Source organism: Polymorphospora sp. NPDC051019 (assembly GCF_040683055.1).
Lineage (GTDB): Bacteria > Actinomycetota > Actinomycetes > Mycobacteriales > Micromonosporaceae > Polymorphospora > Polymorphospora lycopeni.
Map to the genome: position 1 here is coordinate 1 of NZ_JBFBCH010000033.1, position 25,942 is coordinate 25,942.

At 69.7% G+C, this 25,942-nt stretch carries 24 protein-coding genes, 3 pseudogenes and 1 CRISPR repeat array; of the genes and pseudogenes, 11 read left to right on the top strand and 16 right to left on the bottom strand.

The features are described from left to right. The first annotated feature begins 126 nt into the window (after positions 1 to 126). Positions 127 to 643: a CRISPR direct-repeat array (repeat unit 28 nt; unit sequence GTGCTCCCCGCGTATGCGGGGGTGATCC). A 241-nt stretch (positions 644 to 884) separates the two neighbouring features. Continuing rightward, positions 885 to 2,143: pseudogene (locus tag AB0M79_RS33985) on the top strand (IS256 family transposase). 237 nt (positions 2,144 to 2,380) lie between these two features. On the opposite strand, the gene AB0M79_RS33990 reads toward AB0M79_RS33985, so the two are convergent. Together AB0M79_RS33990 and AB0M79_RS33995 are read right to left on the bottom strand one after the other, a co-directional pair. Continuing rightward, positions 2,381 to 2,599, bottom strand: a complete 219-nt coding sequence (locus AB0M79_RS33990; protein ID WP_364222136.1) for a hypothetical protein — start codon at positions 2,597 to 2,599, stop codon at positions 2,381 to 2,383. 100 nt (positions 2,600 to 2,699) lie between these two features. Continuing rightward, the gene (locus AB0M79_RS33995; protein WP_364222139.1) at positions 2,700 to 3,854 is read right to left on the bottom strand and encodes a hypothetical protein; all 1,155 of its coding nucleotides are present in this window, start codon (positions 3,852 to 3,854) and stop codon (positions 2,700 to 2,702) included. 723 nt (positions 3,855 to 4,577) lie between these two features. Here AB0M79_RS33995 and AB0M79_RS34000 point away from each other — a divergent pair. Next, positions 4,578 to 5,702, top strand: a complete 1,125-nt coding sequence (locus AB0M79_RS34000) for an IS630 family transposase (RefSeq protein WP_364222142.1) — start codon at positions 4,578 to 4,580, stop codon at positions 5,700 to 5,702. A 599-nt stretch (positions 5,703 to 6,301) separates the two neighbouring features. Here the strand turns inward: AB0M79_RS34000 and AB0M79_RS34005 are convergent. From AB0M79_RS34005 to AB0M79_RS34020, 4 genes are all read right to left on the bottom strand, one after another. Further along, positions 6,302 to 6,649 carry a hypothetical protein gene (locus tag AB0M79_RS34005; protein WP_364222145.1) on the bottom strand — a complete coding sequence of 116 codons (348 nt, stop codon included), beginning with the start codon at positions 6,647 to 6,649 and terminating at the stop codon, positions 6,302 to 6,304. A gap of 60 nt (positions 6,650 to 6,709) precedes the next feature. Then, positions 6,710 to 7,144 (bottom strand): hypothetical protein, encoded by a 435-nt coding sequence (locus tag AB0M79_RS34010; RefSeq protein WP_364222148.1) that lies wholly within the window; start codon positions 7,142 to 7,144, stop codon positions 6,710 to 6,712. 101 nt (positions 7,145 to 7,245) lie between these two features. After that, complete coding sequence (locus AB0M79_RS34015) at positions 7,246 to 8,226, bottom strand: helix-turn-helix domain-containing protein (RefSeq protein WP_364222151.1); 981 nt, start codon at positions 8,224 to 8,226, stop codon at positions 7,246 to 7,248. A 268-nt stretch (positions 8,227 to 8,494) separates the two neighbouring features. Then, on the bottom strand, positions 8,495 to 8,908 hold the full coding sequence (locus AB0M79_RS34020) for a hypothetical protein (protein ID WP_364222154.1): 414 nt from the start codon (positions 8,906 to 8,908) through the stop codon (positions 8,495 to 8,497). A gap of 228 nt (positions 8,909 to 9,136) precedes the next feature. Here AB0M79_RS34020 and AB0M79_RS34025 point away from each other — a divergent pair, with 228 nt between their 5' ends. Both AB0M79_RS34025 and AB0M79_RS34030 read left to right on the top strand, forming a co-directional pair. Next, positions 9,137 to 9,937, top strand: a complete 801-nt coding sequence (locus AB0M79_RS34025; protein ID WP_364222157.1) for an AraC family transcriptional regulator — start codon at positions 9,137 to 9,139, stop codon at positions 9,935 to 9,937. Further along, positions 9,934 to 10,329 (top strand): VOC family protein, encoded by a 396-nt coding sequence (locus AB0M79_RS34030; protein WP_364222160.1) that lies wholly within the window; start codon positions 9,934 to 9,936, stop codon positions 10,327 to 10,329. The genes AB0M79_RS34025 and AB0M79_RS34030 overlap by 4 nt, the downstream gene beginning before the upstream one ends. A gap of 52 nt (positions 10,330 to 10,381) precedes the next feature. Here the strand turns inward: AB0M79_RS34030 and AB0M79_RS34035 are convergent, their stop codons facing one another. Then, the gene (locus AB0M79_RS34035; protein ID WP_364222163.1) at positions 10,382 to 12,217 is read right to left on the bottom strand and encodes a long-chain fatty acid--CoA ligase; all 1,836 of its coding nucleotides are present in this window, start codon (positions 12,215 to 12,217) and stop codon (positions 10,382 to 10,384) included. A gap of 404 nt (positions 12,218 to 12,621) precedes the next feature. Between AB0M79_RS34035 and AB0M79_RS34040 the strand changes: the two genes are divergently transcribed. Next, positions 12,622 to 13,134 carry a hypothetical protein gene (locus AB0M79_RS34040; RefSeq protein WP_364222166.1) on the top strand — a complete coding sequence of 171 codons (513 nt, stop codon included), beginning with the start codon at positions 12,622 to 12,624 and terminating at the stop codon, positions 13,132 to 13,134. A gap of 207 nt (positions 13,135 to 13,341) precedes the next feature. Here AB0M79_RS34040 and AB0M79_RS34045 read toward each other — a convergent pair whose 3' ends face one another. After that, positions 13,342 to 14,115, bottom strand: a complete 774-nt coding sequence (locus AB0M79_RS34045) for a DJ-1/PfpI family protein (RefSeq protein WP_364222169.1) — start codon at positions 14,113 to 14,115, stop codon at positions 13,342 to 13,344. 265 nt (positions 14,116 to 14,380) lie between these two features. On the opposite strand from AB0M79_RS34045, the gene AB0M79_RS34050 reads away from it, so the two are divergent. Next, positions 14,381 to 15,361, top strand: coding sequence for a DJ-1/PfpI family protein (locus AB0M79_RS34050; RefSeq protein ID WP_364222172.1), 981 nt, complete (start codon positions 14,381 to 14,383; stop codon positions 15,359 to 15,361). Positions 15,362 to 15,375: 14 nt separating this feature from the next. Here AB0M79_RS34050 and AB0M79_RS34055 read toward each other — a convergent pair. Together AB0M79_RS34055 and AB0M79_RS34060 are read right to left on the bottom strand one after the other, a co-directional pair. Continuing rightward, positions 15,376 to 15,956 (bottom strand): annotated as a pseudogene (locus AB0M79_RS34055) (vitamin K epoxide reductase family protein). 50 nt (positions 15,957 to 16,006) lie between these two features. Beyond that, positions 16,007 to 16,819, bottom strand: a complete 813-nt coding sequence (locus AB0M79_RS34060; RefSeq protein WP_364222174.1) for a thioredoxin domain-containing protein — start codon at positions 16,817 to 16,819, stop codon at positions 16,007 to 16,009. 185 nt (positions 16,820 to 17,004) lie between these two features. Here AB0M79_RS34060 and AB0M79_RS34065 point away from each other — a divergent pair, with 185 nt between their 5' ends. The 3 genes from AB0M79_RS34065 to AB0M79_RS34075 are packed head-to-tail and all read left to right on the top strand — an operon-like array spanning position 17,005 to position 18,706. Further along, complete coding sequence (locus AB0M79_RS34065) at positions 17,005 to 17,349, top strand: metalloregulator ArsR/SmtB family transcription factor (RefSeq protein ID WP_357536253.1); 345 nt, start codon at positions 17,005 to 17,007, stop codon at positions 17,347 to 17,349. Next, on the top strand, positions 17,349 to 18,065 hold the full coding sequence (locus AB0M79_RS34070) for a cation transporter (protein WP_364222178.1): 717 nt from the start codon (positions 17,349 to 17,351) through the stop codon (positions 18,063 to 18,065). Before AB0M79_RS34065 ends, AB0M79_RS34070 begins: the two co-directional genes overlap by 1 nt. Then, a complete protein-coding gene (locus AB0M79_RS34075; RefSeq protein WP_364222295.1) occupies positions 18,065 to 18,706 on the top strand; it encodes an isoprenylcysteine carboxylmethyltransferase family protein in 642 nt (213 codons plus the stop codon). Before AB0M79_RS34070 ends, AB0M79_RS34075 begins: the two co-directional genes overlap by 1 nt. A gap of 104 nt (positions 18,707 to 18,810) precedes the next feature. Here the strand turns inward: AB0M79_RS34075 and trpS are convergent, their stop codons facing one another. Both trpS and AB0M79_RS34085 read right to left on the bottom strand, forming a co-directional pair. Continuing rightward, on the bottom strand, positions 18,811 to 19,776 hold the full coding sequence (gene trpS / locus AB0M79_RS34080; RefSeq protein ID WP_364222181.1) for a tryptophan--tRNA ligase: 966 nt from the start codon (positions 19,774 to 19,776) through the stop codon (positions 18,811 to 18,813). 220 nt (positions 19,777 to 19,996) lie between these two features. Continuing rightward, a complete protein-coding gene (locus AB0M79_RS34085) occupies positions 19,997 to 20,467 on the bottom strand; it encodes an aminotransferase class I/II-fold pyridoxal phosphate-dependent enzyme (protein ID WP_364222298.1) in 471 nt (156 codons plus the stop codon). 431 nt (positions 20,468 to 20,898) lie between these two features. Between AB0M79_RS34085 and AB0M79_RS34090 the strand changes: the two genes are divergently transcribed. Beyond that, a complete protein-coding gene (locus AB0M79_RS34090) occupies positions 20,899 to 21,138 on the top strand; it encodes a hypothetical protein (protein ID WP_364222184.1) in 240 nt (79 codons plus the stop codon). Positions 21,139 to 21,315: 177 nt separating this feature from the next. Here AB0M79_RS34090 and AB0M79_RS34095 read toward each other — a convergent pair whose 3' ends face one another. The 4 genes and pseudogenes from AB0M79_RS34095 to AB0M79_RS34110 form a co-directional block, all read right to left on the bottom strand. Beyond that, on the bottom strand, positions 21,316 to 22,002 hold the full coding sequence (locus AB0M79_RS34095; RefSeq protein WP_364222187.1) for a GPP34 family phosphoprotein: 687 nt from the start codon (positions 22,000 to 22,002) through the stop codon (positions 21,316 to 21,318). A 104-nt stretch (positions 22,003 to 22,106) separates the two neighbouring features. After that, positions 22,107 to 22,682 (bottom strand): class I SAM-dependent methyltransferase, encoded by a 576-nt coding sequence (locus tag AB0M79_RS34100; protein ID WP_364222190.1) that lies wholly within the window; start codon positions 22,680 to 22,682, stop codon positions 22,107 to 22,109. Next, on the bottom strand, positions 22,675 to 23,088 hold the full coding sequence (locus tag AB0M79_RS34105; RefSeq protein WP_364222193.1) for a hypothetical protein: 414 nt from the start codon (positions 23,086 to 23,088) through the stop codon (positions 22,675 to 22,677). Before AB0M79_RS34105 ends, AB0M79_RS34100 begins: the two co-directional genes overlap by 8 nt. Positions 23,089 to 23,154: 66 nt before the next feature. Further along, positions 23,155 to 23,232, bottom strand: a pseudogene (locus AB0M79_RS34110) (hypothetical protein); the annotation flags it as partial. A 692-nt stretch (positions 23,233 to 23,924) separates the two neighbouring features. Here AB0M79_RS34110 and AB0M79_RS34115 point away from each other — a divergent pair. Next, positions 23,925 to 25,919: a family 16 glycoside hydrolase gene (locus AB0M79_RS34115; protein ID WP_364222196.1), complete on the top strand. Its 1,995-nt coding sequence runs from the start codon at positions 23,925 to 23,927 to the stop codon at positions 25,917 to 25,919. The last annotated feature ends 23 nt before the right edge of the window (positions 25,920 to 25,942 follow it).

Consider the following 25,942-nt stretch of genomic DNA (forward strand, 5'->3'; position numbering starts at 1 on the left):
CCCGCCGCCTACGAAGCCACCGCCCACACCAACACGATCAGCAAGGTAGCCTGACCAACTCATCGACCCTGTCCGTCAAATCGGGGCAAGACCACACTCTGGTCCGTCGTACTTCTGTCGATCCTCGTGCTCCCCGCGTATGCGGGGGTGATCCCGTCACGATGACCTCGCAGTTGAGGTCGTTGGTGTGCTCCCCGCGTATGCGGGGGTGATCCCAACACGGCCGCCGTCCCGCTGGGAACCCTGGTGTGCTCCCCGCGCATGCGGGGGTGATCCCGGGTGCTGAGCGGTTAGCTCACCACCGGCGGCGTGCTCCCCGCGTATGCGGGGGTGATCCCCCCGAACGGCGGTTGTCGTCAAGCCCTGCGGACGTGCTCCCCGCGTATGCGGGGGTGATCCAGCGCAGGACTAGGTACGCGCGGGGCAAAGCACGTGCTCCCCGCGTATGCGGGGGTGATCCGCGCTGTTGATCGCGGCGGGCGTCAAGCCGGGGGTGCTCCCCGCGCATGCGGGGGTGATCCCGGGATCGCCTCGTGGTCGGCCTGGAGGGTGCTGTGCTCTCCGCGTATGCGGGGGTGATCCGAAGATCTGGACATGGCCCCAGGGGGGAGTCGTGTGCTCCCCGCGCATGCGGGGGTGATCCGCACCCTCCCGCCGATCTCGACGGCCGTCCCGGTGGCAGCCCCGTGGTCGAGTCACCCGCAGGTGAGGACCACTCCCAGCCGCACACCCCCGATCATCAAATGGGGAGTCTGTTCCACGCCCCGCGGGGAGGAATGCTCAAGACCTGTGGATCGGCCGGGAAGGGGCGACCTTCCCGGTGATCGATTCGTGTAGGTCTCGAGCAAGGCCGACGTTGGCGCGTCGGTCGGGAAGGCACGCCCGTGTTGACTGTAGTCGCCGAGGACGGGCAGCGACGTGATGGCGTCTCGCTGCTGGACGATGTTGTTCGTGAAGGGGCGCGGCGGATGCTGGCCGCGGCGTTGGAGGCCGAGGTCGATGCCTATCTGGCCGGGTTGGCGTCCGAGCGTGACGAGCGGGGCCGCCGGATGGTGGTGCGTAACGGTCACGCCCAGCCGCGGCGGGTGACCACGTCGGCGGGGGCGATCGAGGTGGTCGCGCCGCGGGTCAACGACAGGCGGGTCGATCCGGTCACCGGTCAACGCAGGCGGTTCCGGTCGGTGATCCTGCCGCCGTGGTGCCGCAAGTCGCCGAAGGTGGCCGAGGTGCTGCCGCTGCTGTACCTGCACGGCCTGTTGTCCGGGGACTTCGTGCCCGCCCTGGAACAGTTCCTCGGTTCCGCGGCGGGCCTGTCCGCGGCGGCGGTCACGAGGTTGACGGCGCGGTGGACCGACGACTACCACGCCTGGCGCCGGCGCGACCTGTCGAGCGTCGACTACGTCTACGTGTGGGCCGACGGCATCCACGTCAACGTCCGTCTCGAACAGGACAAACTCTGCCTGCTCGTCATCGTCGGGGTACGCGCCGACGGCACCAAGGAACTCGTCGCCCTGGCCGACGGCTACCGCGAATCGACCGGCTCCTGGGCCGATCTGCTGCGTGACTGCGCCCGCCGGGGCATGCGCGCCCGGTCCTGGCCGTCGGTGACGGCGCACTCGGGTTCTGGGCCGCGCTGCGCGAGGTCTTCCCCGAAACCCGGCAACAACGCGACTGGGTCCACAAGACCGCCAACGTCCTGGCCGCCCTACCGAAGTCCGCGCATCCCGGCGCCAAGGCGGCCCTGGCCGAGATCTGGGGCGCCGAGGACAAGACCCACGCCCAGCTCGCGGCGAGACGGTTCACCGACCTCTACGGGGCGAAGTTCGCCAAAGCGGTCGCGAAGGTCACCGACGACCTCGACATCCTGCTCACCTTCTACGACTACCCGGCCGAACACTGGGTCCACCTGCGCACCTCGAACCCGATCGAGTCGACGTTCGCCACCGTCCGGCACCGCACCCGCGTCACCAAAGGACCCGGCAGCCGCACCGCAGGCCTCGCCATGGCGTTCAAACTCATCGAAGCCGCACAAGACCGATGGCGGGCCGTCAACGCACCCCACCTCGTCGCCCTGGTCCGCGCCGGCGCCACCTTCATCAACGGCCGACTCGTCGAACGACCCGAAGACACCATCGCCGCGTAGTGGCTACCTCATCCACAGGTATTGACGATTCCTCCTGTATGGAGTCGAGTAGCCCTTGTCGGGCGGGTGTCCGCCACCCCTCGCGCCGTGGCGGTCCTGGATAGAATCGCAGCTCAGAACATCCGTGTTAGGTCGTGTTAGTGCGGTCGTCTTAGGTGCTGTAAAGTCCGCACCCCTGCCGCCCACCCGGGTTATCGGCCTAGCGTCGATACCGACCGAACGTTCGGTCGCCCCCACTCATCGAGTACCGGTCCAGGCATTCATCGCCGCCGCGTCGAGGTAGACGGCGTCTTCGACGCGAACGCAGCGACCCGCGCTCGTCAGGTACTCGACCAGGTCTGCCGAGGGCGGACTGCGGAACTCGACGAAGACCCATCCGTCGGTCCGCCGCGCCACTCGCTCGGCAATGCCGGCCAGCGCGGGTCTGCCGGCGAGATCGCTGACGAGGACGTGCATGTTTGAACACTAGGTGATGGGAAGCGCGGCTGACTGCGGCGACGGCCTCGCAGCGGGAGGTCGCAGGTGACGCTGGCGGGTGCCGGGCGGGTCTTGGGTGCTACTTGGTGTTGCTGAGGATTCGTAGGGCTCCTCGGGCGATGATGTGGCTGGTCTTGATGGTGATGGTGACACCGGTGGCCTCGAGCCATCCGGGGTCGTGGTCGGGTGCCCAGGCGACGATGTCGGCCGCGAGCGTGAGGGTCTGGTCGTCGTCGGCGCGCACCATCGCGTGGGCCAGTCGCAGGTAGGCGCCGGGTTGGGTGTCACGCAGTGACGCGGCCATGGCGGCGATCTCGTCGCCGAGCTGACGGCCGTGGTGCGGAAAGGCTGCGGCGAGGCATGCGAGGGCGGCTCTGATGGCGGGTGGCTCGGTGTCCCAGCGTGCCAGCAGTGTCGGCATCTGTCCGTCGACGGCGGCGTGGACCTTGGGGGCCCAGGCGGCGGCCTCGGGCTGGCGGTGATGGGCCGCGGCGCGGTCGGCGTCGGCGAGCAGGTCGGCTGCCTGGCAGTCGGCGGCGGTCAGCAGCCATGCGTAGAGGTCGAGTCGCTGGCGGGCGGGCAACGCCCCGGATGTGATCATGCGGGTCAGGAACGGCATCACCGGTGCGGTCGCGGAGTAGCAGGTTCCCTGATGCAGCAGGTTGTCGCCGAACAGTTCGTCGAGGGTCGCCTCCCAGTCGCAGAACGGGTCGGCGAGCGTACGCAGCAGCCCCGGAATGTCACTGGCGTCGCCGTGGGCGTGTTCGAGATCACCCCACGCGATCCCGTCCAGTCCGGAGAGGTCGATCGGGATGTCCTCGGCCCGGTCGGGAGTCAGCGCCAACGGTGCGGGTGGTGGCATCGGCCGGACCACGACGGCGGGGGTCGGCGGCCTGGCGCCGGGGTTGGCGTACTCGATGGCGGCTTCGGCGGCATGGAGCTGGGTCAGCATCGTCGGGTCACAGCGCACACCGCCCTGCGGGTAGCCGTGGTGCTGGCGCGCCAGGGCGGCGGCCCCACGGCCGACCGCGTCCATGGTGCGGCGCCCCTGGACGTCATTGGAGTAGGGGCCCTCGTCGAAGGCGGTAACGGTCCAACCGTCTTCATGCCACGACGGATTGGCGGTGACCAGGGCGAATCCGTACCCCGCCAAGGCCTGGGCCAGCGCCCGAGCCTGCCCCTCGTCCAGCACGACGAAGTCGTGGGTACCGGCAACCGCCGTCCAGCCTGCCATCACACCCCGGTCCTCTCCCAGACTCCGTCGAACCGGCAACCGCCGGCCGATTGCGGTGGTACGCCACCGCTCGCCCCGCACTGACTCACCCGTGTCCCGCCGCCCCCCGACCTTCCGTGAGGCGCAGACCAAAGCCATCTGACCTGCGTGGATCGCGCCGCAAGGCGCGGCGCCGATGGATGAACCAAAGGGGGATCACCAGTGACCACGAAGGATAAACCGAGGTGCCGACCGTGTCCGGCTTGCCCGGTCAGAACGTTGCGACTGCGGCTCCTCGATCGGCGCTTGGACTTGCCCGATCTGCGCCGAGCCACCACGGCGGGCAATTGCAACTGGCTGGAGGTCGGGCGCAAGGGCAAGATTCGGTGGCTACTGGCACAGCGAGGATCTCAACAAAATGATCGGCATGGACGCCGCCCAAGGCGTTCGCGCCGACGCAGGCGCGACAGCGGCGGCAACGATCTCAACGTCGTACTGCGCCGCCCGGGCAGTTAAGCCGGCCCGGCGAGCGGTTGCGATGGCTGGGGCAATCGATCGTCGCGATGACTGAATGGCCGCGGGGGTGGGGGTGGGCGGGCGCGGTTGATGTGGAAGCGTTCCGACGATGACCCCCGTTTACCCCCGAAACCCTGGCTAGTGCTGTGACCGGAAACGTTGGCCGGGTTGGGTGACACGCCGGTCAGCGTTACCGGTTCGGTGTCGGGCGGGGTTCAGGCTGTCGGGATGGCAGATCCTGTTCGGGCGCGCCGGCTCACCGATGACGAGGGCCGGCGACTACGACAGATCGTGCGGCGTGGGACGGGATCACCGATCCGGCTGCGACGGGCGATGGTCATCATGGCCTCGGCCAGTGGGAACACCGTCCCGGCGATCGCCCGTCTGGTCCAGGGCGACGAGGACGCGATCCGTGAGGTCATCCACCGGTTCAACGAGATCGGTCTGGCCTGCCTGGACCCTCGGTGGGCGGGTGGCCGTCCCCGCCGGATCGGTGAGGACGACGAAGCGTTCATCGTCGCGACGGCCCGTACCAGACCCCAGGCGCTCGGTCAGCCGTTCACTCGGTGGAGCCTGCGCAAACTCGCCGACTACCTGGCCCACAACCGCGGTCCGCGCCGGGTGGCGGTCGGCCGGGAACGGCTGCGGGAGTTCCTGCACCGGCACGACATCACGCTCCAGCGAACCAGGACCTGGAAGGAGACCAACGACCCGAACGCCGAGGCGAAGATCGCTCGGATCGAGGCGGTGACCACCGCGTTCCCGGACCGGGTCTTCGCCTTCGACGAATTCGGCCCGTTGAGCATCAGGCCGCACGCCGGCGCGTCGTGGACGCCGGCCGGGCATCCGGACCGGTTGCCCGGCAACTACCACATGCTGCACGGCGTGCGGCAGTTCCACGCCTGCTACAGCGTCGGCGACGACACCATGTGGGGCGTCGTGCGGCGCCGCAAGTCCGCGGCGAACACCCTGGCCGCGCTCAGGTCGATCCGCAAGGCGCGGCCGGACGGCGCCCCGATTGACGTGATCCTGGACAACCTGTCCGCGCACAAAGGCAAGAAAATCCGGGCCTGGGCCACACGCAACAAGGTCGAGCTGTGCTTCACCCCGACCTATTCGTCCTGGGCCAACCCGATCGAGGCGCACTTCGGACCGCTACGGATGTTCGTCGTCGCCGGATCGAACCATCCCAACCACCCGGTCGCGACCCAAGCCCTACACAACTACCTACGCTGGCGCAACGCCAACGCCCGCCACCCAGACATCCTGGCCGCCCAACGCCGCGAACGCGCCCGCATCCGCTCCGAACGCCAACGACGCTGGGGCCAGACCACCAACCGGGCAGCGGCCTGACCAACCCGGCCAACGTTTCCGGTCACAGCACTAGACGCTGACGAACAGTGACGAAAAGGAACCAGTGCCCGGTCGTGTCTGTACAGGTCAGTGCCCACTTGCGGCAAGTGATGACAAGTTCGGGATGGCTACGGTTGGTAACAAGGGGTCGTCGGTTCGAATCCGGCCGTCCCGATTGTCCGGGCGGATTCGGGGAGCAGATTGGGAGCAGTGGGTCGCTTCCATCGGGGCTGAACGGCGTCCAACCGCCCTGACCTGCGCGGATCGTCCCCACCCGACCTGCGGCTGTTTGTGTTTGTCCTAGTCAGAGCGTTGCGGACCGTTCCTTGACACGGAAGAGGTCACTGGTTCAGACCCAGTATCGCCCACCATGTGTATGAGCAGGTCAAACGGCTCGTTACCGAAAGTTCGGTAACGAGCCGTTCCCGTTGCGGTCCTTACGTTGAAGCAAGATCATCTAGATGATCCGGCCGTGTCGGGCTCGGTGCGTTGAACGCATGGTGGGGACATGACGATCGAATCACCCGGGCTCCGACAGGCGCCGGCGCCGTGATCGGGGTGATGACCTGCTGGATCTGATGCCGGTGCGTGGCTGCGCCTCAGATACCGCACGAGACCGTAGCGCCTCCGCCGGAGAGCAGGTCGCTTCGGGACCAGCCCGACACGTCGGTTGCACGGTTGTGCAGGTAGGTCCAGCGGGCGCCGTCGTGCCCGATCGTCCAGCAGCGGAACGTCGCGGTCTGACCGGGCTGACCGTGGCCGCGTGAGGTGCAGTCGGAGCCGGGCCCGGTGCGGATGTTGATGCCGGTCCCGGCGAACGTGCCGTTGACCTGCGGCTCGAAGCTGGCGATCCCCTGCGGGCAGGATGCTTGGGCCGGAGCGGCGACCGCCAGCGCGGCGGCGCTGCCCAACATGGCGGCGGCGATCGAGATTCGTACGAGTCTCATGTGGATCTCCTTTCACGACGTGACGAAACTGGGAGCTCAGCCGTACCGGGGGACGCGGTGTCAGAAGTGGGGATCGAGGCCGCTGCCCCAGCTGTACGAACCGGTGGCGGACAGCTGGAAGTCACATTGGATGTGGTACGACCAGCCGCCGTTGTTCTCGGTGAGGTAGCTGTGGTGCCGGTAGGTTCCGGCGCTGGGGACCCCGGGCCAGAGTTGATCCGTCCAGGTGTACGTGCCGGGCAGGATGCGGCCGGTGTACGTCTGGCATGGTGCCGAGGTGGGGAAGTTCCACCAACCGTAGGTGCCGTCCTCGAGCGTGATCTCGCGGCTGACCAGTGCGATCGGCATCCCGCTGCTCGGCGTGGCGGTCAGCTGTTGGTTCTTCCGGTTGTAGGCCACGTCGGCCGCCTGCGCCGGGCCGGACATGACGGGCGGCATGGCGAGGACCAGGGCCGCGGCGGTGGCCCCGTAGAGTTTCCTTGCCCACGGGCGCATGATTTCCCCTCTCAGCGCTGTCGCTTCGGATAAGCCGACTCTCCTGAGACGAGACTGCCCGTCGCATCCGCACCTGTCGTTGTGGCTGGGCGCACAGGTGTTTAGTCTCCGTGCACGGTCGGCAGCTGCTGGCGAAACTCGGTGGGCGATTGGCTGTAGCGGGCGCGGAACGCCTGGCTGAAATGCGCGGCGCTGGTGAATCCCCACCGGGCGGCGATCGTGTTGATTGTGCGGGCGGCGAGCCGGGGTTCGGCGAGGTCGCGTCGGCACCGTTCGAGGCGCTGTTCGCGGATCCAACCGGCGACGGTGTGCTCCTCCTGCTGGAACAGCTTGTGGAGGTAGCGCACGGAGATGTGGTGCGCCGCGGCGATCACGTTCGGGGTCAGGTCCGGGTTGCCGAGATGGTCGCGGATGAAGGCGTGGATGCGGGCGGTCAGCGCCCGCCGGCGGATGTCCGCGGGGATGACCTTCTGGGTGTCCAGCGCGTCGGCCAATGCCGTGATCAGCACGTCGAGCGTCAGGGTGGCCAGCCGTGCGGTCTCGGCCGGGGTCAGTTCGTCCATCTGGGCGGCGAGCTGCAGCAGGAAACGCGACGACATCGCGCCGATGCCGTGGGCGCCGGAAATGCGGACGGCGCTCAGTTCACGCACTTCCTGGGGAGGAAACGGCAGCAGAGCCCGTGGGAACCGCAGGAGCAGCATCCGGCTCGCCGAATCGTCCGGCCGGAGTTCGGCCAGGTACGGACGCGAGGTGTCGTAGAGAACGAGGTCGCCGGCGCCGAACTCCGCGCGTCTACCGTCCTGCGTCAGCGTGCCGCTGCCACTGATCATGCAGCTCACCTTGAACACTTCCGGGTCGGCCTGCCGGATCAGCCGGGGTGTGCGGCGCACCGAGTGTGCCATCGTCGTCATCAAGGTCGCCTGCAGTGGGCCGAACTCGCTGATGCCGACCCGCGCCTCGAATCCGGCTTCCGCCTGCCGTTCCCGGGCCAGGTCGTACGGTACCCAGAGCTTCGCGCTGACCTCGCGCCAGAAGGCGAACCGGTCGCCCGGCGAGACGTCGGCAGTGCTGACAACGTCCATCGACCAACCATAATGGCCAACCTGGGCGGGCCCATCCAATTTCACCCGCCCAGCGGCTGACCGAAGGCATCGAAAAGGGTCGTGCCCTGGGAGAGACCGCTTCGGACCGCCACACGCCCGTGAAGCCCACGAGGGGATCACCCCAGGCGGGAGGCATCAGGAACCGGACTGCCGTCCACACGGGCGTGGGCCCAATCCCAAGCGCCATGGGCCACGTGCCGGTGCCCGACCGTCTGGCCGGGCACCGTGATTCCGCGCTTCGCGGAACCTAGTAGATCTGGGAGGCGCTGTACTGGCGACTGCCACTCGCACCGTCCTGGACCCACACGGTCACCCGAACGGTGTCGTTCAGCCTGGGAGTGGGGTAGGCGTGGTTACCTTCGTCGCATTTGTTGAATGAGCCGTTGGCGTCTTCCGCGGTGGCGATGACACGGCCCGTGGTGAGATTCCGAAGCTCGGCCCGTGCACGCATGCCATCCTTCGCGTTGTCGCAGACCGAAAGTTCCCAAGCGTTGTAAACGCTCAGGAATGCCGCCGCCGAGTCGTTGGTGGTTTCGACCATGACTTCGAACATGAGGGCGGCGGTCGAACCAGCCTTGGCGGGGTTTGCGTAGGCGGTGGTCGCGCCCACGGTCAGCAGCATGAGAGTGGCAAGGACGACGGCTCCGATTCGTTGCTTCACTTCGAATCCTCCTGATAGCAGATCGGCCACGCATTAGATGTCGACGACGTTCAGGCGGTGTCGATTCATCGGTGGCATCCCGCTTGATTGGCCGGATGACTCAAGAGTGGTGGGGCGGATTTTCCGGCGCAATGGTCTGCCCTGTTCGGGACGGTCCCGAACAGTCCCGAACACGTACGCCGGGACGACCCGGGGCCTGCTGGGTCAGTCACCGGTTACGGTGGGGCGGTGGGTGTGGCGATCCCTCCGGCGCTGGCGCCGTACGTCGCCTCGTTGTCGGCGTACGACGTCGACCTGGGCGCGCCCGGGGTGCACCGCGGGCTGCCGGGTACGACGCTGACGTTCGTGCTGCCGGTGGGGGAGCCGCTCGATGTCGGCTGGCGCGGTGATGACGCTAGTCGTGGTCGCCGGTGGACGACTCTGTCGGGGCTGCACGCCCATCCGGCCGAGATCCACCATGGCGGGAAGCAGGCCGGGGTGCAGCTTGGGCTGACCACGGCCGGGGCGCGGGCACTGCTCGGGATGCCGGCGGCCGAGCTGGCCGGCTCGCTGGTCGAGCTGGACGTCGTCGTCCCGTCTCTGCGGCACCTTCCGGAGCAACTCGCGGACTGCGCGCCCGGGGCTCGGGCGGCGCTCGTCGCCGACGTACTGATGGAGCGGTTGACCGACCACGACGAACCGCGAGCCGAGGTCGGTCGTGCGCTCGCGCGGCTGACCCGGGGCGCGACCGTCCAGGACGTCGCCGACGACGTCGGCTACAGCCGCCGCCACCTTGGCACGCTGGTCCGCCGCGAGTGCGGGATGACGCCGCAGGAGGTACGCCGCCTGGGCCGCTTCGAGCGGACCCGTGCCGTGCTGGGGCGGGTGCCGCTGGCCGAGGCCGCGCAGCGGTGCGGGTACGCCGACCAGGCCCACCTGACGCGCGAGTGGGTGCGGCTCGCGGGGTGCCCGCCGACGACGTGGTTGCGCGAGGAGTTCCCATTCCTTCAAGACCTGCATGCCGACGGTGGGGGAGAGTCGGGGGCATGAGCAACGCAGCAGAGATCAAGCTCTGGCACACCATGTCCTTCCGCGACGCCGACGCGATGATCGCCTGGCTGAGTGCGATCGGGTTCGTCGAGCACGCGACCTACCGGGACGAGGCCGACCCTTCGGTTGTCGTGCACGCCGAGTGGGTGTGGCCCGGTGGTGGCGGGGGCGTCATGTTCGGCAGCCAGCGCGCCGACGGGGCGGTCACCAACGTGGGTGGCTCCGCGGCGTACCTGGTCACCGATGACCCCGACGCCGTCTTCCGGCGTGCCGTCGACGCCGGGGCGACGGTGCTCCGCGAGATGGTCGACCAGGACTACGGCGGTCGCGGTGGGAGCGTGGCGGACCCGGAGGGCAACCACTGGTCGTTCGGGAGTTACCAGCCTTCCTGAGGGCCTGTTCCAGACCCGAACCCGAGTTCACCTTCGACTACGCCGGTTCGGCTCAATGGCTGTGGTAGAGGGCGTCGATGTCGGAGCCGTGGTGCGCTTCGATCACCTCGCGTTTGATCTTCAGGGTGGGGGTGATCTCCCCGTCGGCCTCGGTGAAATCGTGGGGCAGGATCCGGAAGGTCTTGACCCGCTCCGTCTTCGACAGCGTTCCGTTGGCCTGGTCGACGGCGGACTGCACTTCGCCGCGCAACTGCGGATCGTCGCGCATCGTGGCGACGGAGGCGTCGGGCCGGCCGTGCGCGGAGCGCCAGCGTAGCCATGCGTGCGGGTCGATGGTGACCAGTGCGGCCACGTGGGGGCGGCCGGTGCCGACGAGCATGCACTGGCTGATCAGCGGATGGGCGCGAACGGCGTCCTCGATCGGCGCGGGTGCGATGTTCGTGCCGCCCGCGGTGACGATGATCTCCTTCTTCCGGCCGGTGAGCCGTAGGAAGCCGTCGTGGTCGATATTGCCGAGATCACCGGTGCGCAGCCAGCCGTCCGCGGTGAAGGTCGCCTGGGTGGCGTCCGGGTTGTTCCAGTAGCCCGGAAAGACGACGTCGCCGTGGGCGAGGATCTCGCCGTCGTCGGCGATGCGGATGTCCACCCCGGGCAGGGGGCGGCCGACCGTGCCGATCCGCTGCGCCGAGGGAAGGTTCGCCGTCAGGGTCGGCGAGGTCTCGGTGAGGCCGTACCCCTCCAGCACCACGATGCCGGCGCCGCGGAAGAAGTGTCCCAGCCGCTCGCCGAGGGGCGCCCCGCCGACGATCGCCATGCGGCATCGCCCACCCAGCGCCGCCCGCAGTTTCCGGTACGCCAGCAGGTCGTACCCGCTGCGGGCGAGCCGAAGCAGCACGCCCGGCCCGCCCGGCTCGTCGAGGGCGCGGCTGTAGCGCACCGCCACCCGGTCGGCGGCGGCGAACAGCCGTCCGCGGCGGTCGTCGTCGGCCTTCTGGCGGGCCTGGGCGTGCAGCTTCTCGAAGACCCGCGGCACCGCCAGGATGAAGGTGGGCCGGTACTTGGGTAGCTGGTCCAGCACCTCCGACATGTCGCCGATGTGCACCATCGTGGCCCGGGTCTGCACGATCCCTACCTGGATCAGCCGGGCGAACGCATGCGCGAGCGGCAGGAACAGCACCGTCGACGCCCGCGGGTGCAGCAGCTCCGGCAGCACCGCGACGGCGCTGGTCACGTCGCAGTGGATGTTGCGGTGGGTCAGCACGCAACCCTTGGGGCGGCCGGTCGTGCCGCTGGTGTACACGATCGTGGCCACGTCGCCGCCGGCCACCCGCGCACGACGGTCGTCGACCTGCGCGTCATCGACCGTACGACCCAGGCCGGCCAGGGCGATCAGGTCACCCGATTCGATCTGCCACACCTCACGCAGGGCTGGTAGGTCCAGTCGCAGCCCCGCGACCATTTCGGCGTGCGCGGGTGTCTCCACGACGCAGCCCACAGCCGCGGAGTCCGAGAGGATCCACGCCACCTGATCAGAACTGGCGGTGTCGTAGATCGGTACGGTCACCGCCCCGATCGCCCACAGGGCGTAGTCGACCAGGGTCCACTCGTACCGGGTGCGGCTCAGCAGTGCGACCCGGTCACCGTGCCGCACCCCCGCGGCTAGGAATCCGCGAGCGATGGCCAGGACGTCGTCACGGAACTGCCCGCACGTCACCGACAGGTCGCCGTCTTCCCGTACCTGCCGCCGCGCCGGCCACGCCCGCGACATGGGGGCCGGCCGTACGAACTGCACTGCCTGCGGAGCCTCCGCGGCATTGATCCACACCTGCTCCGCCAGGCCCCGCAGCACCGTCCCGACATCCGCCGATGCGACAGCACCGCCCCGCACATCCACCTCCGCTACCCCTACCGCAGCGCCGATCGCGGCAACTGCCATCCCGCCCATCCTGGCGTCGTACGTGGGCCTCGACGGCCGAATCGGCGGAACCGATCCGTGGCGCGGGGACGCATGCTAGCCAGTCGGCTCCTGGTGTCCACTCGGCGTCCAGTCGGAATCCAGTCGGTGCCCGCACCATCACCGGTAGCCCTTCCGTAGCCGCAACTGTCGGTTGCGTGAGCGGTATCGGCCCCGTCGTACCGACCAGTTGGCCCGACCACGTGGTGCCGCAGGGACAGCAACCGCCGGGCTGGAAGGAGGTTCACCGTACGCGTTCCTGAGCCATCGCGAAATGTCGACGGATGTCGACCCCACGCACCGCGGCTACGACTGACTCGCGATCTACAAGGAGCCTCATGAAACCGCGACAATCACGACTTCTTCGTCTTCTCGTCGTGTTCACCGCCTTGCTGATGGGCCTCACCATCGGCGCCACGCCGGCCGGCGCACAAACGCCCGGCCCACGCGCCGCGTTCAGCGACCCTTCTGCCAAGCCAGCCGATGTCGTTGTGCAGGCACCCGGCGCACCGATCGTCTGCCACGTCAGCTATGGCAATGACGTCACCGTGTACGACGGCTTCCTCAACGTCACCTGGTCCGTTGCTTGCCGGTGGACCGACGACGGCCAGTTGGCGACCGAAACCCGCGCCATCTACATGAGGATCGGCATTGCCCAGCACGGCGCTGTCCTCGCCCCGGTCAAGACCTGTCTGCCGGAATTCGGCCCGTCCGGGACCTGCAGCCACAGGGTGCCCTTCAATGGAGTCTCCGGGCACGTTCAAAGCGTAATGGAAGCCACGGTGACGTGGAATGACGGCTATCAACCGATCTTCGGAGTGTTCGCCTCCCCCGGCTCCATCGTCACCTGAACCGTCACCTCCGCTGACGAGCCCTCCCGGAGCGGACGTCGACAGTGGGTCCGCCATCGGGAGGGCTTCGGCACGCAGAAGTCCAGCGGTCGCAACCGAACACCGGCCGCACCGCCGCCGTGATCGACCGAGTCGCGCACCACTTCGTGGCCGCCGGCCAGCCGGTCGTCGCCGCAGCGCTCGTACTCACGGCAAGCGATGGGACTCTCAGCGGCCGCCGGGATTGAGCAGTTCCAGCGCCAGGCGCTGGAGTTCCGGGCCGGCCTTGTCGGGGCTGCCGGTGTCGAAAGGCGGCTGCGGGTCGTACTGGACGGTCAGTTGCAGCGCCTGGGCGATCCGGTCATCGGCGAGCTTCGCGGCGAGATGCAGGGCCATGTCGATTCCCGCGGACATGCCGGCGGCGGTGATGATCCGGCCGGACTCGACAAAGCGGTGCGGCACATAGGTCGCGCCGAACTGGGCAAGCTGCGTCTGGACCCCCCAGTACGTCGTCGCCCGCAGCCCGCGCAGCAGGCCGGCCGTACCCAGAACGAGGGCCCCGGTGCAGACCGAGACGGTCCACGTCGTTCGCCGGTGAAGCTGTTGGATCCACCCGATCATCGCGGGATCCGCCTGGACGCCGCGAACATTCCCCCCTGGTACCAGCAGCACGTCGGCCCAGCGCACGTCACGCAGGGTGTGGTCGACGCCGAGGGTGAGCACCCCGTTGTCCGAGCGCACCGGGCCGGTCCGCTTGCCGACGGTGAGCATCGAAGCGCCCGGCACCCGGCACAGCACCTCGTACGGGCCGATCGCGTCGATCGGCGTGACCCCGTCGAAGAGCAGGACCGCGATACGCGGTCGTCGGGCCGGCCCGTCCGTACCGGTGCGCCGATCAGCGCCGGCCGGAGCGGCGACGCCGGTGGCGGCCAGCCCCGCACCGACCCCACCGGCGGCCGCGGCCCGCAGCACCGTCCGCCGTTTCACGTCCACAGTGAACATCGAGTACCTCCTGATGCCAGGGAACAGATCGCTCATCGGTTTCCCGTCCGCCGTGGCCGCCGGGGAGTGTCCTCCGGCGGGTCGGAGCGGGTCTTCGGATGTGCGTACCTCGGTGGTCACCCGGCGCCTCGTCCTGGTTCCCGGACCGGCGGGGCCGGTCCGGATCCGAGGGAATCGGGTCCGCATCGGCTGTGTGCCGTTCCGCCGGACGTCACCGGACACCGCCGCGGGAACCGGACCGGGCATCTCGGCGGACCAGTAGGGTATGGCGGAAGACAATCGACGTGAGGTCGTCCTCGTCGTGTACGACGGCGCCGTCGTCATGGATGTGGCGGGACCGTTTCAGGTCCTCGACGGCGCCGGCGGCTACCGGATCCGGCTCGCGTCACCGGACGGCCGGTCGGTGCGTACCGATGTCGGGGTGCGGATGGACGTCGACGTCGCGCTACCGGAGGTCCACGGTCCGGTCGACACCCTGCTGGTCGCCGGCTATCCGACGGCGGCCGGTAGCCGCCCGCCCACCACCCTTGTCGAGCAGGTACGGCGCCTTGGCCGCCGGGCGCGGCGGGTGGCGTCGGTCTGCACGGGCGCTCTGGTGCTGGCCGAAGCCGGCCTGTTGGAGGGACGCCGGGCCACCACCCACTGGGCGGCCTGCGACGAACTGGCCGCGCGCTTTCCCCGCGTCGCGGTGCGACCCGACGCCATCTGTGTACGGGACGGACCGGTGCTGACCTCGGCCGGGGTGACCGCGGGCATCGACCTCGCGCTCGCCCTCGTGGCCGAGGACCTCGGCGCCGACCGGGCGCGGACGGTGGCCAAGTATCTGGTCGTCTTCCTCCGGCGGCCCGGTGGTCAGGCGCAGTTCGACATGGCCGGTGTCCGGCCAGCGACGCGCGACCCGGTCCTGCGTCGGGTGCTCGACGCGGTCGCGGCGCAGCCGTCGGGTGAACACAGCCTCGCCGCCATGGCGGCCCGCGCCGCGGTCAGCGAGCGTCACCTGACCCGCCTGTTCCGCCGTGAGACCGGCACCACCCCCGCCCGGTACGTCGAACGGGTGCGGGTGCACACCGCTCAGAACCTGCTCGACGCCGGGCGCGGCGGCCTCACGTCCATCGCCCGTACCTGTGGCTTCGGCTCGGCCGAGACCATGCGCCGCGCCTTCCTGAGGGTTGCCGGTGTCACCCCGGCCACCTACCGCCGCCGCTTCGGTGCCCACGAGGTGCCCAGGACCGCTGGTTGGGGTTGATGTGTGCGTACGAGTCAGAGAAGGGTGCGCCAGTAGTCCCAGAACCGCACACCGATCAGCGCGGCGAGGACCAGCAGCCAGGTGGTGGGGATGGCGCTGTGTACGCGTAGGAGGGTGTCGGTGAGCCGGCGGGGTGCGGGTAGGTGGCCGCGGTCGAGGTTGTGCAGGGTGGTGTAGGTGAACAGCACGATCATGGCGACCCAGACGACCATGCAGTAGGGGCAGAGGGCGCCGATGCGGTAGAGGCTCTGGAAGAAGAGCCAGTGCACGAACCCGACGCCGAACGTGGCGCCGGCCTGGAGTGCGAGCCACCACCAGCGGGGCAGTCGGGTGCCGGCGAGCATCGCGGCGCCGGTGGCGGCGACGACGGGGAAGGTGGCCAGGCCGATGAGCGGGTTCGGGAAGCCGAACACCTCGGCCTGGCCGGTGGTCATGATGGACCCGCAGGACAGGATGGGGTTGATGGAGCAGGTGGGTGTGTAGGCGGGGTCTTGGAGTAGGGCGATCTTCTCGACGGTGAGCACGAACGCGGCGAGGCGCCGACGAGCCCGCCGATGGTGAGTGTCCAGCCGATGATCCGGTCGGTCAGGGCCATGCCGGTGTCGGCGTCGTGGTGGGTGCCGGCGTCGCCGGCAAGGGGTCGCGTCACGAGTTCAGTGACCTGTCGATGGCTGTCTTGAGCCCGTTGTGGTCGGGGCGGCCGTCGAACCTCTCGCCGTTGATGAAGAACGTCGGGGTGCCCTGCACGCCGAGTGCCTGGCCGTCGGCGGCGTCGGCCCTGACCCGGGCGGCAACCTCGGCGCTGGCCACGTCGGCCCTGAACCGGGCCATGTCCAGTCCCATTTCCTGCGCGTACCCCTCGAAGACGGGGGCTTGGGACTGTTGGTTGTGGCCCCAGATGGTCTGGGTGTCGAACAGCTTCTTGTACATCAGCTCGAACGCGCCCTGCCGGGCAGCCGCTTCGGCGGCGTGCGCCGCGTTGTAGGCGTTCGGGTGGCTGGCGATCGGAAAGTAGCGGACCACGTAGGTGATGCGGTCGCCGTACTCGGCGCGCAACTGTTCGACACCGGGATAGGCGGCCAGGCAGGACTCGCACTCGAAGTCGAGGAACTCCACCACGGTCGTCTTGCCGTCCGCCGCGGTGGACAACCGGTGGCTGTCGGCGCGCACCAGCGCCTCCGAGGCGGCCACCGGGGCGATGTTGATGCTGCGGTTGACCACGACGATGCCGACCACCACGGCGAGCGCGACGGCCAGCACGCCCAGGGTCACCTTGAGGTTGGTGCTCATGCCCGTCTTGCGGATCTTGCGGGTCGCCCTGGTTGCCGTCGCCGTCTTTCGGGCCGCCGTCCTGGCCGTGCCGGTGCCCGTCGGTGTCGGCCGTGCGGGCTGGGTGCGGCCGGCACCGGTCGCCGGTTTGGCGGTGCGCTTGCGGGTCTTGGCGTTGTTCGCCGCCATGAGCACTCCTTTGTCGGCGGAATCTCTCCGCCCGGGCCGCGTCCCGGACCGGTCCGGTGCCGCCACCCGCGGCCATCCGGAACACCGGCGAGGGTACAGTCGCCGCTTTACTGAGCGGCTGGGTCGCGGCTGAGAGTTGCCTGCGAAGCCCGGCCCGGCGACCCCTCCCGATAGTACAGCGAGCGATGTACTGTGCTGGTGTGGAGACGTTGACGTACGGCCAGGTGCTGGCCCGCTTCGGTCATGCCCTGTCGGATCCGACGCGGGCGCGGCTGCTGCTGGCGCTGCGCGACGGTCCCGGATATCCGGCGGAGCTGGCCGAGCTGCTGGGCACCACCCGGCAGAACCTGTCCAACCATCTCGCCTGCCTGCGGGGGTGCGGGCTGGTCGTGGCGGTGCCGCAGGGCCGGCGTACCCGCTACGAACTGGCCGACCCGAGGCTGGCGCACGCCCTCGGTGACCTGCTCGGGCTGGTGCTCGCGGTGGACCCGGCCGCGTGCCCGGACAGTGACGAGAACGGCTGCTGCTGATGAACCTGCCCCTGGTCCAGCCGGCCCCGGTCCGACCGGCGTCCGCGCGGCGGGCGGTGCTCGCCAGGCGGGTACGGCTGCTCGTGGCCGCCACCATCGCCTACAACGTCGCCGAGGCGGTCGTGGCGATCACCGCCGGAACGATCGCCTCGTCCACCGCGCTGATCGGGTTCGGCCTGGACTCGGTCATCGAGGTGTCGTCCGCCGCGGCCGTGGCGTGGCAGTTCGCCGGCCGTGACCCCGAGGCCCGGGAGAAGATGGCGCTACGCGTCATCGCCGTCTCCTTCTTCGCGCTGGCCGCCTACGTCACGGTGGAGTCGGTGCGCGCCCTGATCGGCGGCGCCGAAGCCGAGCACTCCGGCATCGGCCTGATCCTGGCCGCACTGTCGCTGCTGATCATGCCCTTCCTGTCGTACGCGCAGCGCAGCGCCGGCCGTGAGCTGGGGTCCCGGTCGGCGGTCGCCGACTCCAAGCAGACCCTGCTGTGCACCTACCTGTCCGCCGTCCTGCTCGTCGGACTCGGGCTCAACAGCCTGTTCGGCTGGTCCTGGGCCGACCCGCTCGCCGCGCTGGTCATCGCCGCCGTCGCAGTCAAGGAAGGCCGCGAGGCCTGGCGCGGCGACACCTGCTGCACCCCGGCGGCCGGCCTCGCCCCGCCCGGTCCGGTGAGCGGCACCTGCGCGGACGGCTGCTGCACCGCCGGGGACGCGAGGTGATCGCCAGTCTGGCGCTGGCCCTCTACCTGCTGGGGCTGGTACTGGCGTTCGGCTGGCGCAGCCTGGCGCAGTGGCGGGCCACCGGCGACACCGGACTGCGCCTCGACGCCGGCCCCGTCGGGTCGACGGCCTGGTGGGCGAAGCTGCTGTTCGCCGCCGCGCTGCTGCTGGGCGTGGCCGGCCCGGCCGTCGGGCTCGCCGGCCTGCCCGCGGTCGGCGTACTCGACATCGGATGGTTGCAAGCCGCCGGACTGGTCGTGGCCGTCGCCGGGGTCGCCGCGACGCTGGCCGCGCAACTGCGGATGGGTGCCTCCTGGCGGGTCGGCGTCGACCCGCACGAGCGCACCGCGCTGGTCACCACCGGCGCGTTCGCGCTGGCCCGCAACCCGATCTTCACGGCGATGGCCGCCACCAGCGCCGGCCTGGCCGCGATGGTGCCCAACCCGGTCAGCCTGGCCGCGACCGCGGTGCTGATCACATCGATTCAGCTGCAGGTACGTGCGGTGGAGGAGCCGTACCTGCTGCGCACTCACGGCACGGACTACCGGCGCTACGCGGCCGTGGTCGGCCGGTTCTGGCCGGGCGTCGGACGGTTGCCCGCGACGTCGGGCCGTCGCGGTGCCCGGTCCTCGGGCAGATAGAACGCCCCCGCATTCGCCGCGGTGGGAGACCAGCCGGGTGGCGCGTGACTCTGTCGCGAGGGATGTGCGAGCGGGATCGCCCATCCCTCGCGAAGCACGTCGCTTCAGTCCACGCCGGCCAGGTGGAGCGCGTTGGCCAGCCGGTCGCGAGAACGATCCCTGGCGCGTTCGGCGCCGGCTGAGCGGATCTTGTCGAGTTCGCCGCCACCGGCCAGGAGGTCCAGCGCCCGTTCCCGGACCGGACCGAGTTCGGCGATCACGGCTTCCGCCGCCGCCTCCTTGAGGTCGCGGTAGCTGTCGATGCCGTCCGCGACGGCCGTGGGCGACGTGTCCGTGCAGGCGGCCACGATCTCGAGGAGATTCGCCACCCCGGGCTGCTCGTCCGGTGCGTACCGGACGTCCGCCATTCCGTCGGTGACCGCGCGCCGCAGCTTCCGTCGGATGGTGTCCGGCTCGTCGAGTACGTAGATGATCCCGCCGACATCCGACGCCGACTTCGACATCTTCTTCTCTGGCACGGTGAGGTCCCGAACCCGCGCCGCCGTCTCGGGAAGAACACCGCGGGGTACGACGAAAGCGTCGCCGTAGTTGGCGTTGAAGCGCCGGGCGAGGGTGCGTGCCAGTTCGACGTGCTGATTCTGGTCGTTGCCGACCGGAACCTCGGCGGCGCCGTGCAGCAGGATGTCGGAGGCCATCAACACCGGATAGGTGAGCAGGCCCAGCCGGACGGATTCCCGGCCGTCGGATTTCTCCTTGAACTGGACCATGCGCCGTGCCTCGCCGAAGGTGCAGGTGCATTCGAGCAACCAGGTGAGCGCCATGTGCTCGTTGATCAGATCGGACTGGACGAACACGGCGTCCCCGGGTACGCCCGCGGCGATCATGACGGCGAGTTGGTGCCTCGTCAGCCGGCGTAGCGTCGCCGGCTCATGGTGCGTGGTCATGGCGTGCAGATTGCTTACGAAGTAAAGGTCTTCCGGGCCTGACTCGGCAGCCCACCGGCGCACCGCGCCGAGATAGTTGCCCAAGTGCATCTCTCCGGACGGCGTGATTCCCGACAGCCTGATCATTCAGTACTCCCTCGTGAGTCGTCCGCGACCCCAAGGTGAACCGACCGGCGTCGTCGGCCACCCTGTGGGTGACCGACTGGTGTCTGCTTTTGGAGCAGGTCAGGGCTAGGGCCACCTCATGATGGCCCGCCAGAATCGATTCCTGCTGCACATGCCGAGGAGGGTATCACCGACAGCCGCCCGACCCGGTCCCTCGGACAGGCGACGGGATGACCGTCAGTCAGCCACGTGCCCGGTGACCCGGGCGGCGGCGAGCAGGCGGCGATGGGCGGCCCGGCTGCCCACCGAGATCCGTACGCCGTGGTCCGGATAGACCCTGACTTGATCCCGTCGCGCGCGACCGGGTGCGGAGTCGTCGTCGTACCTTCGCGATTCTCTCCTTCATCACCGTCTCTTGATCGAGTGAGGCCACCGCCGCGGCCTCGGCCGCCCTCGTGACCGCGAAGGACAGGGTCGCCTTTCTCGCGGTCTCGGAGATCTCGGCGTCCGCCAGTGCGTATCCCACCCGCAGTCCAGCGAAGCCGTACGCTTTCGAGAAGGTCCGCAGCAGGACCGCTCTCGAACGCTGGTGGACGAGGTCCAGGTCGTCGTTCTCGTCCAGCTCGTCGAATTCGACGTAGGCCTGGTCGACGATGGTGACGACTCGGGGCGGAAGCTCGTTCAGGAACCAGCGCAGCTCGTCACGGGATATGCGACGCCCGGTCGGATTGTGTGGCGTGCCAGGCGTAGAGGACCTCGTCCCGCTCGGTGCACAGGACGAGCAGCAACTGCTGCGGTCCCGGTCGGACACCCCGGCGACCGTCGCGTGAACCCGGTTGGGCGCGGACGCGGTGTCGGCGTCTTCGGGGTGCGGCGCGACCGGGTACGGGCGGCGGTGCCGGGCGGACCCGCCCGCGTGCCGGGCCGTTTCCACCGAAGCCTGCCGGGTACGCCAGGGGTGGCTCACCATGGTCCGGTGCGCCGGCGGCGTACCGGACGAAATCTCACCGCATTGGAGGAGAGATGAGTGCGCAGAGCCCTACCATGACGGCACCGCAGCAGATGCCGGACACCAGGAACATGCCGCAGGGTGACCGGAGTATGCAGGCCACTGCCGGCCGGCAGGCGGAGCCCATCCGTACCATGACACCTGGGACCGAGACCAAGGCGTCGTTCAAGAGCACGGAACTGTGGGTGTTCCTGGCCGCGGTGGCCGCCGTGCTGATCGCATCCGACCGGGTCGGAGCGAACAGCGCGGGGGTGGACGTGTTCCGGGCCGACACGGCCTGGCTGTACATCACCCTGTTGACCATCGGATACGTGGTCAGCCGCGGCCTGGCCAAGGCCGGTAGCGCCTGGCGGGGCTCCAACGAGCGCCGCTAGACCACAAGAAAGGTAGTGCGCGGCCCGCGCCCGTAGCGGCGGGCCGCGCACCCTTTCGTGTCCGCGTCGGGTGAACTGGCCCGACCATCAGGTTCGCGTACGCATGACCGGGTTCGTTGCCACCTGTCGGCCGTGGGCGTTTCTGCCGCCTTACCGGCACGTCGCGCGGGCGGCCGCTCAGCTCTTCGGCAGGACGTTCGCGGCGACGAGCGCGTTGGCGACGATCGCCGCCATGGTGCGGGCGACGGCCGCCCCGGCGGCCTCGGCGCCCCAGTCGCCGCGCTCGAGTTCCTTCGCGCGCGTGATGACCGGGGTCGACCAGGGAATGTCGCGGTGAAAGGTGGGGAGGGTCCCGCTCGCCGAGATCAGCGCGCAGATCGCGGCGGTGCGGGGGTCGGGGTCCGCCCCGTCGACGAGTACGGCGCGCACCCGGGCCAGCAGCTCCGACCGGTGCGGGGTGCCGCCGTCGCTGAGCGCGGTGGTGGGGAACAGGCCGAGCGCCTTCCGGCGCTCCCGGCGGACGTGTCCGCCGCGGACCAGCCGGTCGAGTACGGGCTCACGCAGGCGGGGACCGATCGCCGCCAGGATGGCCTGCACGTCGCGTGGCTTCTGTGCGACGTGCTCCCACGCCGACCTCAGCAACGGGTCCCCGGGGACGGTGCTGCCGACGGTGCGGACGAGGCGGCCCTTGAACCCGGTCCGGTCGTCGATGTCGATCCGCCTGTCGAGCGCGAGTTCGGTGAGGAGGGCGCCGCCGAGGACGTAGAAGAGCGTGCCCTCGCCGGCGATCGATCCCGAGGCGGGATCGAACAGCAGGAGCAGAAGGTCTTCGGCGATCAGTGGTTCGTCGGGTGTCGTTGGCATGAGGTTCACCTGCCGTCGGGGTCGGATCGGCCTCTTGCGAAGGATCAGATTCCCGAGGCCAAGGGTATGAAAACCACTATCCAGACGGGGCGGAGGCGACGACGTCAGGTCCGCAGCGCGCGGCCGACGACGTACGGCACGGTGATGGCGCCCAGGGCCGGCAGGTCGAAGTGTTCGACCTGGACGAGGTCCAGCGGGGAGCGGCGCAGGGACAGTTCGGTTTCCCGGCTCGGGTCGCAGCCGTGGTCGAGCAGCCGCGTCGCCGGTGCGATCACCCGTTGCAGCGCGCGTTTCCAGGTGCGTTCCGGTGCGCCGACGTGTTCGGCGAAGACGAACTCCCCGCCGGGCCGCAGCAGGCGGGCGATCTCGGCGAGGACGCGGGCCTGGTCGCGGACCGAGCACAGCACGACGGTGGCCAGGACCGCGTCGACGCTCGCGTCGGGCAGCGGCACGGACTCCGCGGCCGACGCCAGGGGCTCGCGGGTGTGTCCGAAGCCGTGCGCGGTGCGCGCCAGTTCGGTGCGGCGCCGGCGGTCGGGCTCGCAGCCGATCCACGTCACGTCCGGGTGCAGCCGGCCGAAGTTGCGGCCGCGGCCGGCGCCGATCTCCAGGACGGTGCCGCGTAACCCGCCGATCGCCGCCGACTTGGCGGCGTCGTACGCGCCGAATCCCTCAGCCATGGTCGGCGCGCTCCGTTCCGTGTCGGTAGAGGACCTGCAACTCGCGGATGTAGGCCGTGGTGTCGATGTCGGGATCGGCGGTGAACGCCTCGTGGAAGCCCTCCACCGAGCACAGGATGCTCTGCGCCACGACCGGGCTGGCCAGGCCGCGGAAGGCGCCGCGGGCCTGGCCGTCGTCGAGCACCTCGCGTACCGGCGCGACGAGGGGTTCGTCGTCGAAGGCGGAATCCCGCCCGGGTGCCTTCCAGCCGGCGGCGAGCCGCCACAGGGCCCGTACGCCGTCGCGGTTGTCGTCCTGGAACCGTATGAACGCCTCGATGTAGGCGGCGAGCGCCTCGGCCGGGTCGGCGGCCCGGTCGACGGCGGCCCGCAGTGTCTCGGCGCACCGGCCGATCAGGTGGTCCACGACGGTGAGCAGGACGTCGTTCTTGTCGGCGAAGTGGTAGGTGATCAGCCCGGTGCTGGACAGGCCGGCCTCGCTGGCGATGCGCCCGAGCGAGGTCCGGGAGAGGCCGTCGCGGGCCAGTACCCGGATCGCGGCGTCGACGATCTACTGGCGCCGGGCCGTCGTGGTGACGGTCTGTTTCTTGTTTGCTTGCACAACCCAAAATTAGTACAGCTGAGCAAATCCTGCCATCGGGGTTCCCTCGATGAGGGGATCGCCTTCATCGACGAAACCCTTTCGTTGGCAAAGATAAAAGTCTTGCTCGCGTTAGCGAAAGATGTGGACACGTCGATGCTAAGTCCGTTAAGGTCTGGCGCTAGTAAGTTGTTTCGGTGAGGTAAACCGACGGCGTGGCTAGCTCACCGATGTTTCGGCGGGGGTCTCGACCCTCTCCGAGACAGCACCTCACGGGGCGTGGCACCCCTGGAGGGCACCGGCCGTACCCGATCCGGCGCGACGGCGCGCGCCCCGTCCCACAGTTGCCCGCCCGTCCCGACGCGCGGTGACCGGTCCACCCCCATCGGACCCGGACCCGCGGTCTCGAGTCGTGCCCGTCCACCCGCCCGTCCGGCGGGACCCCGACCACGGTGACGTTCGTGTCGTCCGTGGTGACCGTGGGGTCCCGGTGGTCACGGCGGCCGTCATCCACGCCACCGCGTGGCATCGGTGTCGAGTCGGATAGCGAACCAGATCCCGACTCGGTCGCCGCGCGCCCCGATCACCCCACCTCCCGTCCCGCGATCCCGCGCGGCCATCTCCACAGTCCTAAAAGGACAGACGTGAAAGGTTTGCCGGACATGCCAATCCCACCCACCAGCCACGGTGCGCCCGGTCGCCGCCTGAGACCACCACCCCGCCGGACGACCGCCGGCCGGTTGCGCCGCCCGCTGACCGCCCTCGTCGCCGCGACCGCCCTGCTGCTCAGTTCCGCACTGGCCTCCACCCCGGTGAGCGCCCGCCCGGCCGGCGACGACAGCCGGCCGCAGCAGCGCGAGGCCCAGGTGCTCACCTGGACGGCCGGCAACGACGTCACGACGTACACCACGGCACCCGCCGTCGCCGTCGCCGGCCCGGCCACGCTGGTCTTCGAGAACAGCGCCGCGACCGGCAACACCACCGGGATGCAGCACACCCTGACGTTCGAGACCGGCGACCCCGCCTACAACCGGGACGTGAACGTCGACCTCCTGGCCGACCCGTTCGACGCCAACGGCGGGCGGTGGACGGTGGACGTGGTCCTCACCCCCGGCACCTACCGCTACTTCTGCGCGATCCCCGGGCACGGGATGATGAACGGCCTGCTGATCGTCACCGACGAGAACGGTGAGGACACCACGCCGCCGACGGTGACCGCCTCGGTCGCCGGGCAGCAGAACAGCAGCGGCGCCTACATCGGGGCGGCCACCGTCAGCCTCACCGCCACCGACGGTGAATCCGGTGTCGACACCGTCGAATACTCCCTCGACGGCACCACGTACGCCGAGTACACCGCCCCGGTGACGGTCAACGAGCCGGGCCAGCACACGCTGCACTACCGGGCCACCGACCTGGCGGGCAACACCTCGACGCCGGGCTCGGTGTCGTTCACGGTGGCGCCGCCGCCGGACCCGGACACCACGCCGCCGACGGTGACCGCCGCGGTCGCCGGCACCCGGGACGAGACCGGTGCCTACGTCGGATCGGCCACCGTCACGCTGACCGCCACCGACGACGACTCCGGTGTCGACACCGTCGAGTACTCGCTCGACGCGGGTGCCTACACCGCCTACACCGCACCCGTCACCGTGAACCGGCCCGGCTCGCACACGCTGAGCTACCGGGCCACCGACAACGCCGGCAACACCTCCGACGCCGGATCGGTCACCTTCATCATCGTGATCGGCGGCGGCGACCCGGAGTGCGCGGTGCTCGACACCCGCCCGTCCGTCTGGCTCGGCACGCTCAGCAGCGGGGTGGCTAACCGGCTGGTCGGTACCGGCTGCACCATCAACAACCTGATGGCCAGCGAGCGGTCCTGGCCCAACCACAACGAGTTCATGCAGCACGTCCGGGCGGTCGCCAAGGGACTGCGCGACCTCGGGGTGATCAGCAACGCCGAGCGGGTCAAGCTGATCGAGACCGCCTCCGCGTCGGCCGTCGGCAAGTCGGACACGCACACCGGCTACCGGTCGATCCTGGACCGGTCGGGCTCCTCGTTCGACCAGTGGGAGCACGTCGGGGCGGGCGGCTTCACCCGCAACGCCGACGGCTCGATCACCAGCCGTCCGGTCGCCGGCCTCGGCATGCTGTGGTTCCCGATCCGCACGTACGGGGACTTCTCGCTGAAGTTGCAGTGGCGGGACGAGGCGCCCGGCGACGCCCGGGCCAACAGCGGCGTCTTCGTCCGCTTCCCCGGCGTGCACCAGCACCCGACGGAGCCCCGCCCCGAGTGGGTCGCGATCAAGTACGGCCACGAGATCCAGGTCTTCGACAGCCCCACCGGCGACCGGTACAAGACCGGTTCGGTGTACGGCTTCGACGGCGTGGCCCTCGACGGCGCGGGCGTGACGCCGAAGGGCACCTGGAACGACTACGAGATCCGGGTGGTCGGCCAGCACTACTCGATCTTCCGCAACGGTGAACTGATCAACGAGTTCGTCAACACCTCGGACGCGGTCTTCGACCCGCCCCGGGCGGACGATCCGGGCGGTGCCGGCCGGGAGCGGACCCACGGCTACATCGGCCTGCAGGTCCACGGCGCCAACGACATCGTCAGCTACCGCAACGTACGGGTCGCCCCGCTGACGCCGTGAGCCGACCGGCGGTGGTGCGCCGT

Coding starts and splice junctions, on each gene's coding strand:
- AB0M79_RS33990 (WP_364222136.1), bottom strand. CDS start 2,599: ATGCACGTCCTCGTCAGCGATCTCGCCGGCAGACCCGCGCTGGCCGGC.
- AB0M79_RS33995 (WP_364222139.1), bottom strand. CDS start 3,854: ATGGCAGGCTGGACGGCGGTTGCCGGTACCCACGACTTCGTCGTGCTG.
- AB0M79_RS34000 (WP_364222142.1), top strand. CDS start 4,578: ATGGCAGATCCTGTTCGGGCGCGCCGGCTCACCGATGACGAGGGCCGG.
- AB0M79_RS34005 (WP_364222145.1), bottom strand. CDS start 6,649: ATGAGACTCGTACGAATCTCGATCGCCGCCGCCATGTTGGGCAGCGCC.
- AB0M79_RS34010 (WP_364222148.1), bottom strand. CDS start 7,144: ATGCGCCCGTGGGCAAGGAAACTCTACGGGGCCACCGCCGCGGCCCTG.
- AB0M79_RS34015 (WP_364222151.1), bottom strand. CDS start 8,226: ATGGACGTTGTCAGCACTGCCGACGTCTCGCCGGGCGACCGGTTCGCC.
- AB0M79_RS34030 (WP_364222160.1), top strand. CDS start 9,934: ATGAGCAACGCAGCAGAGATCAAGCTCTGGCACACCATGTCCTTCCGC.
- AB0M79_RS34040 (WP_364222166.1), top strand. CDS start 12,622: ATGAAACCGCGACAATCACGACTTCTTCGTCTTCTCGTCGTGTTCACC.
- AB0M79_RS34045 (WP_364222169.1), bottom strand. CDS start 14,115: ATGTTCACTGTGGACGTGAAACGGCGGACGGTGCTGCGGGCCGCGGCC.
- AB0M79_RS34050 (WP_364222172.1), top strand. CDS start 14,381: ATGGCGGAAGACAATCGACGTGAGGTCGTCCTCGTCGTGTACGACGGC.
- AB0M79_RS34060 (WP_364222174.1), bottom strand. CDS start 16,819: ATGGCGGCGAACAACGCCAAGACCCGCAAGCGCACCGCCAAACCGGCG.
- AB0M79_RS34065 (WP_357536253.1), top strand. CDS start 17,005: ATGTACTGTGCTGGTGTGGAGACGTTGACGTACGGCCAGGTGCTGGCC.
- AB0M79_RS34070 (WP_364222178.1), top strand. CDS start 17,349: ATGAACCTGCCCCTGGTCCAGCCGGCCCCGGTCCGACCGGCGTCCGCG.
- trpS (WP_364222181.1), bottom strand. CDS start 19,776: ATGATCAGGCTGTCGGGAATCACGCCGTCCGGAGAGATGCACTTGGGC.
- AB0M79_RS34090 (WP_364222184.1), top strand. CDS start 20,899: ATGACACCTGGGACCGAGACCAAGGCGTCGTTCAAGAGCACGGAACTG.
- AB0M79_RS34095 (WP_364222187.1), bottom strand. CDS start 22,002: ATGCCAACGACACCCGACGAACCACTGATCGCCGAAGACCTTCTGCTC.
- AB0M79_RS34100 (WP_364222190.1), bottom strand. CDS start 22,682: ATGGCTGAGGGATTCGGCGCGTACGACGCCGCCAAGTCGGCGGCGATC.
- AB0M79_RS34115 (WP_364222196.1), top strand. CDS start 23,925: ATGCCAATCCCACCCACCAGCCACGGTGCGCCCGGTCGCCGCCTGAGA.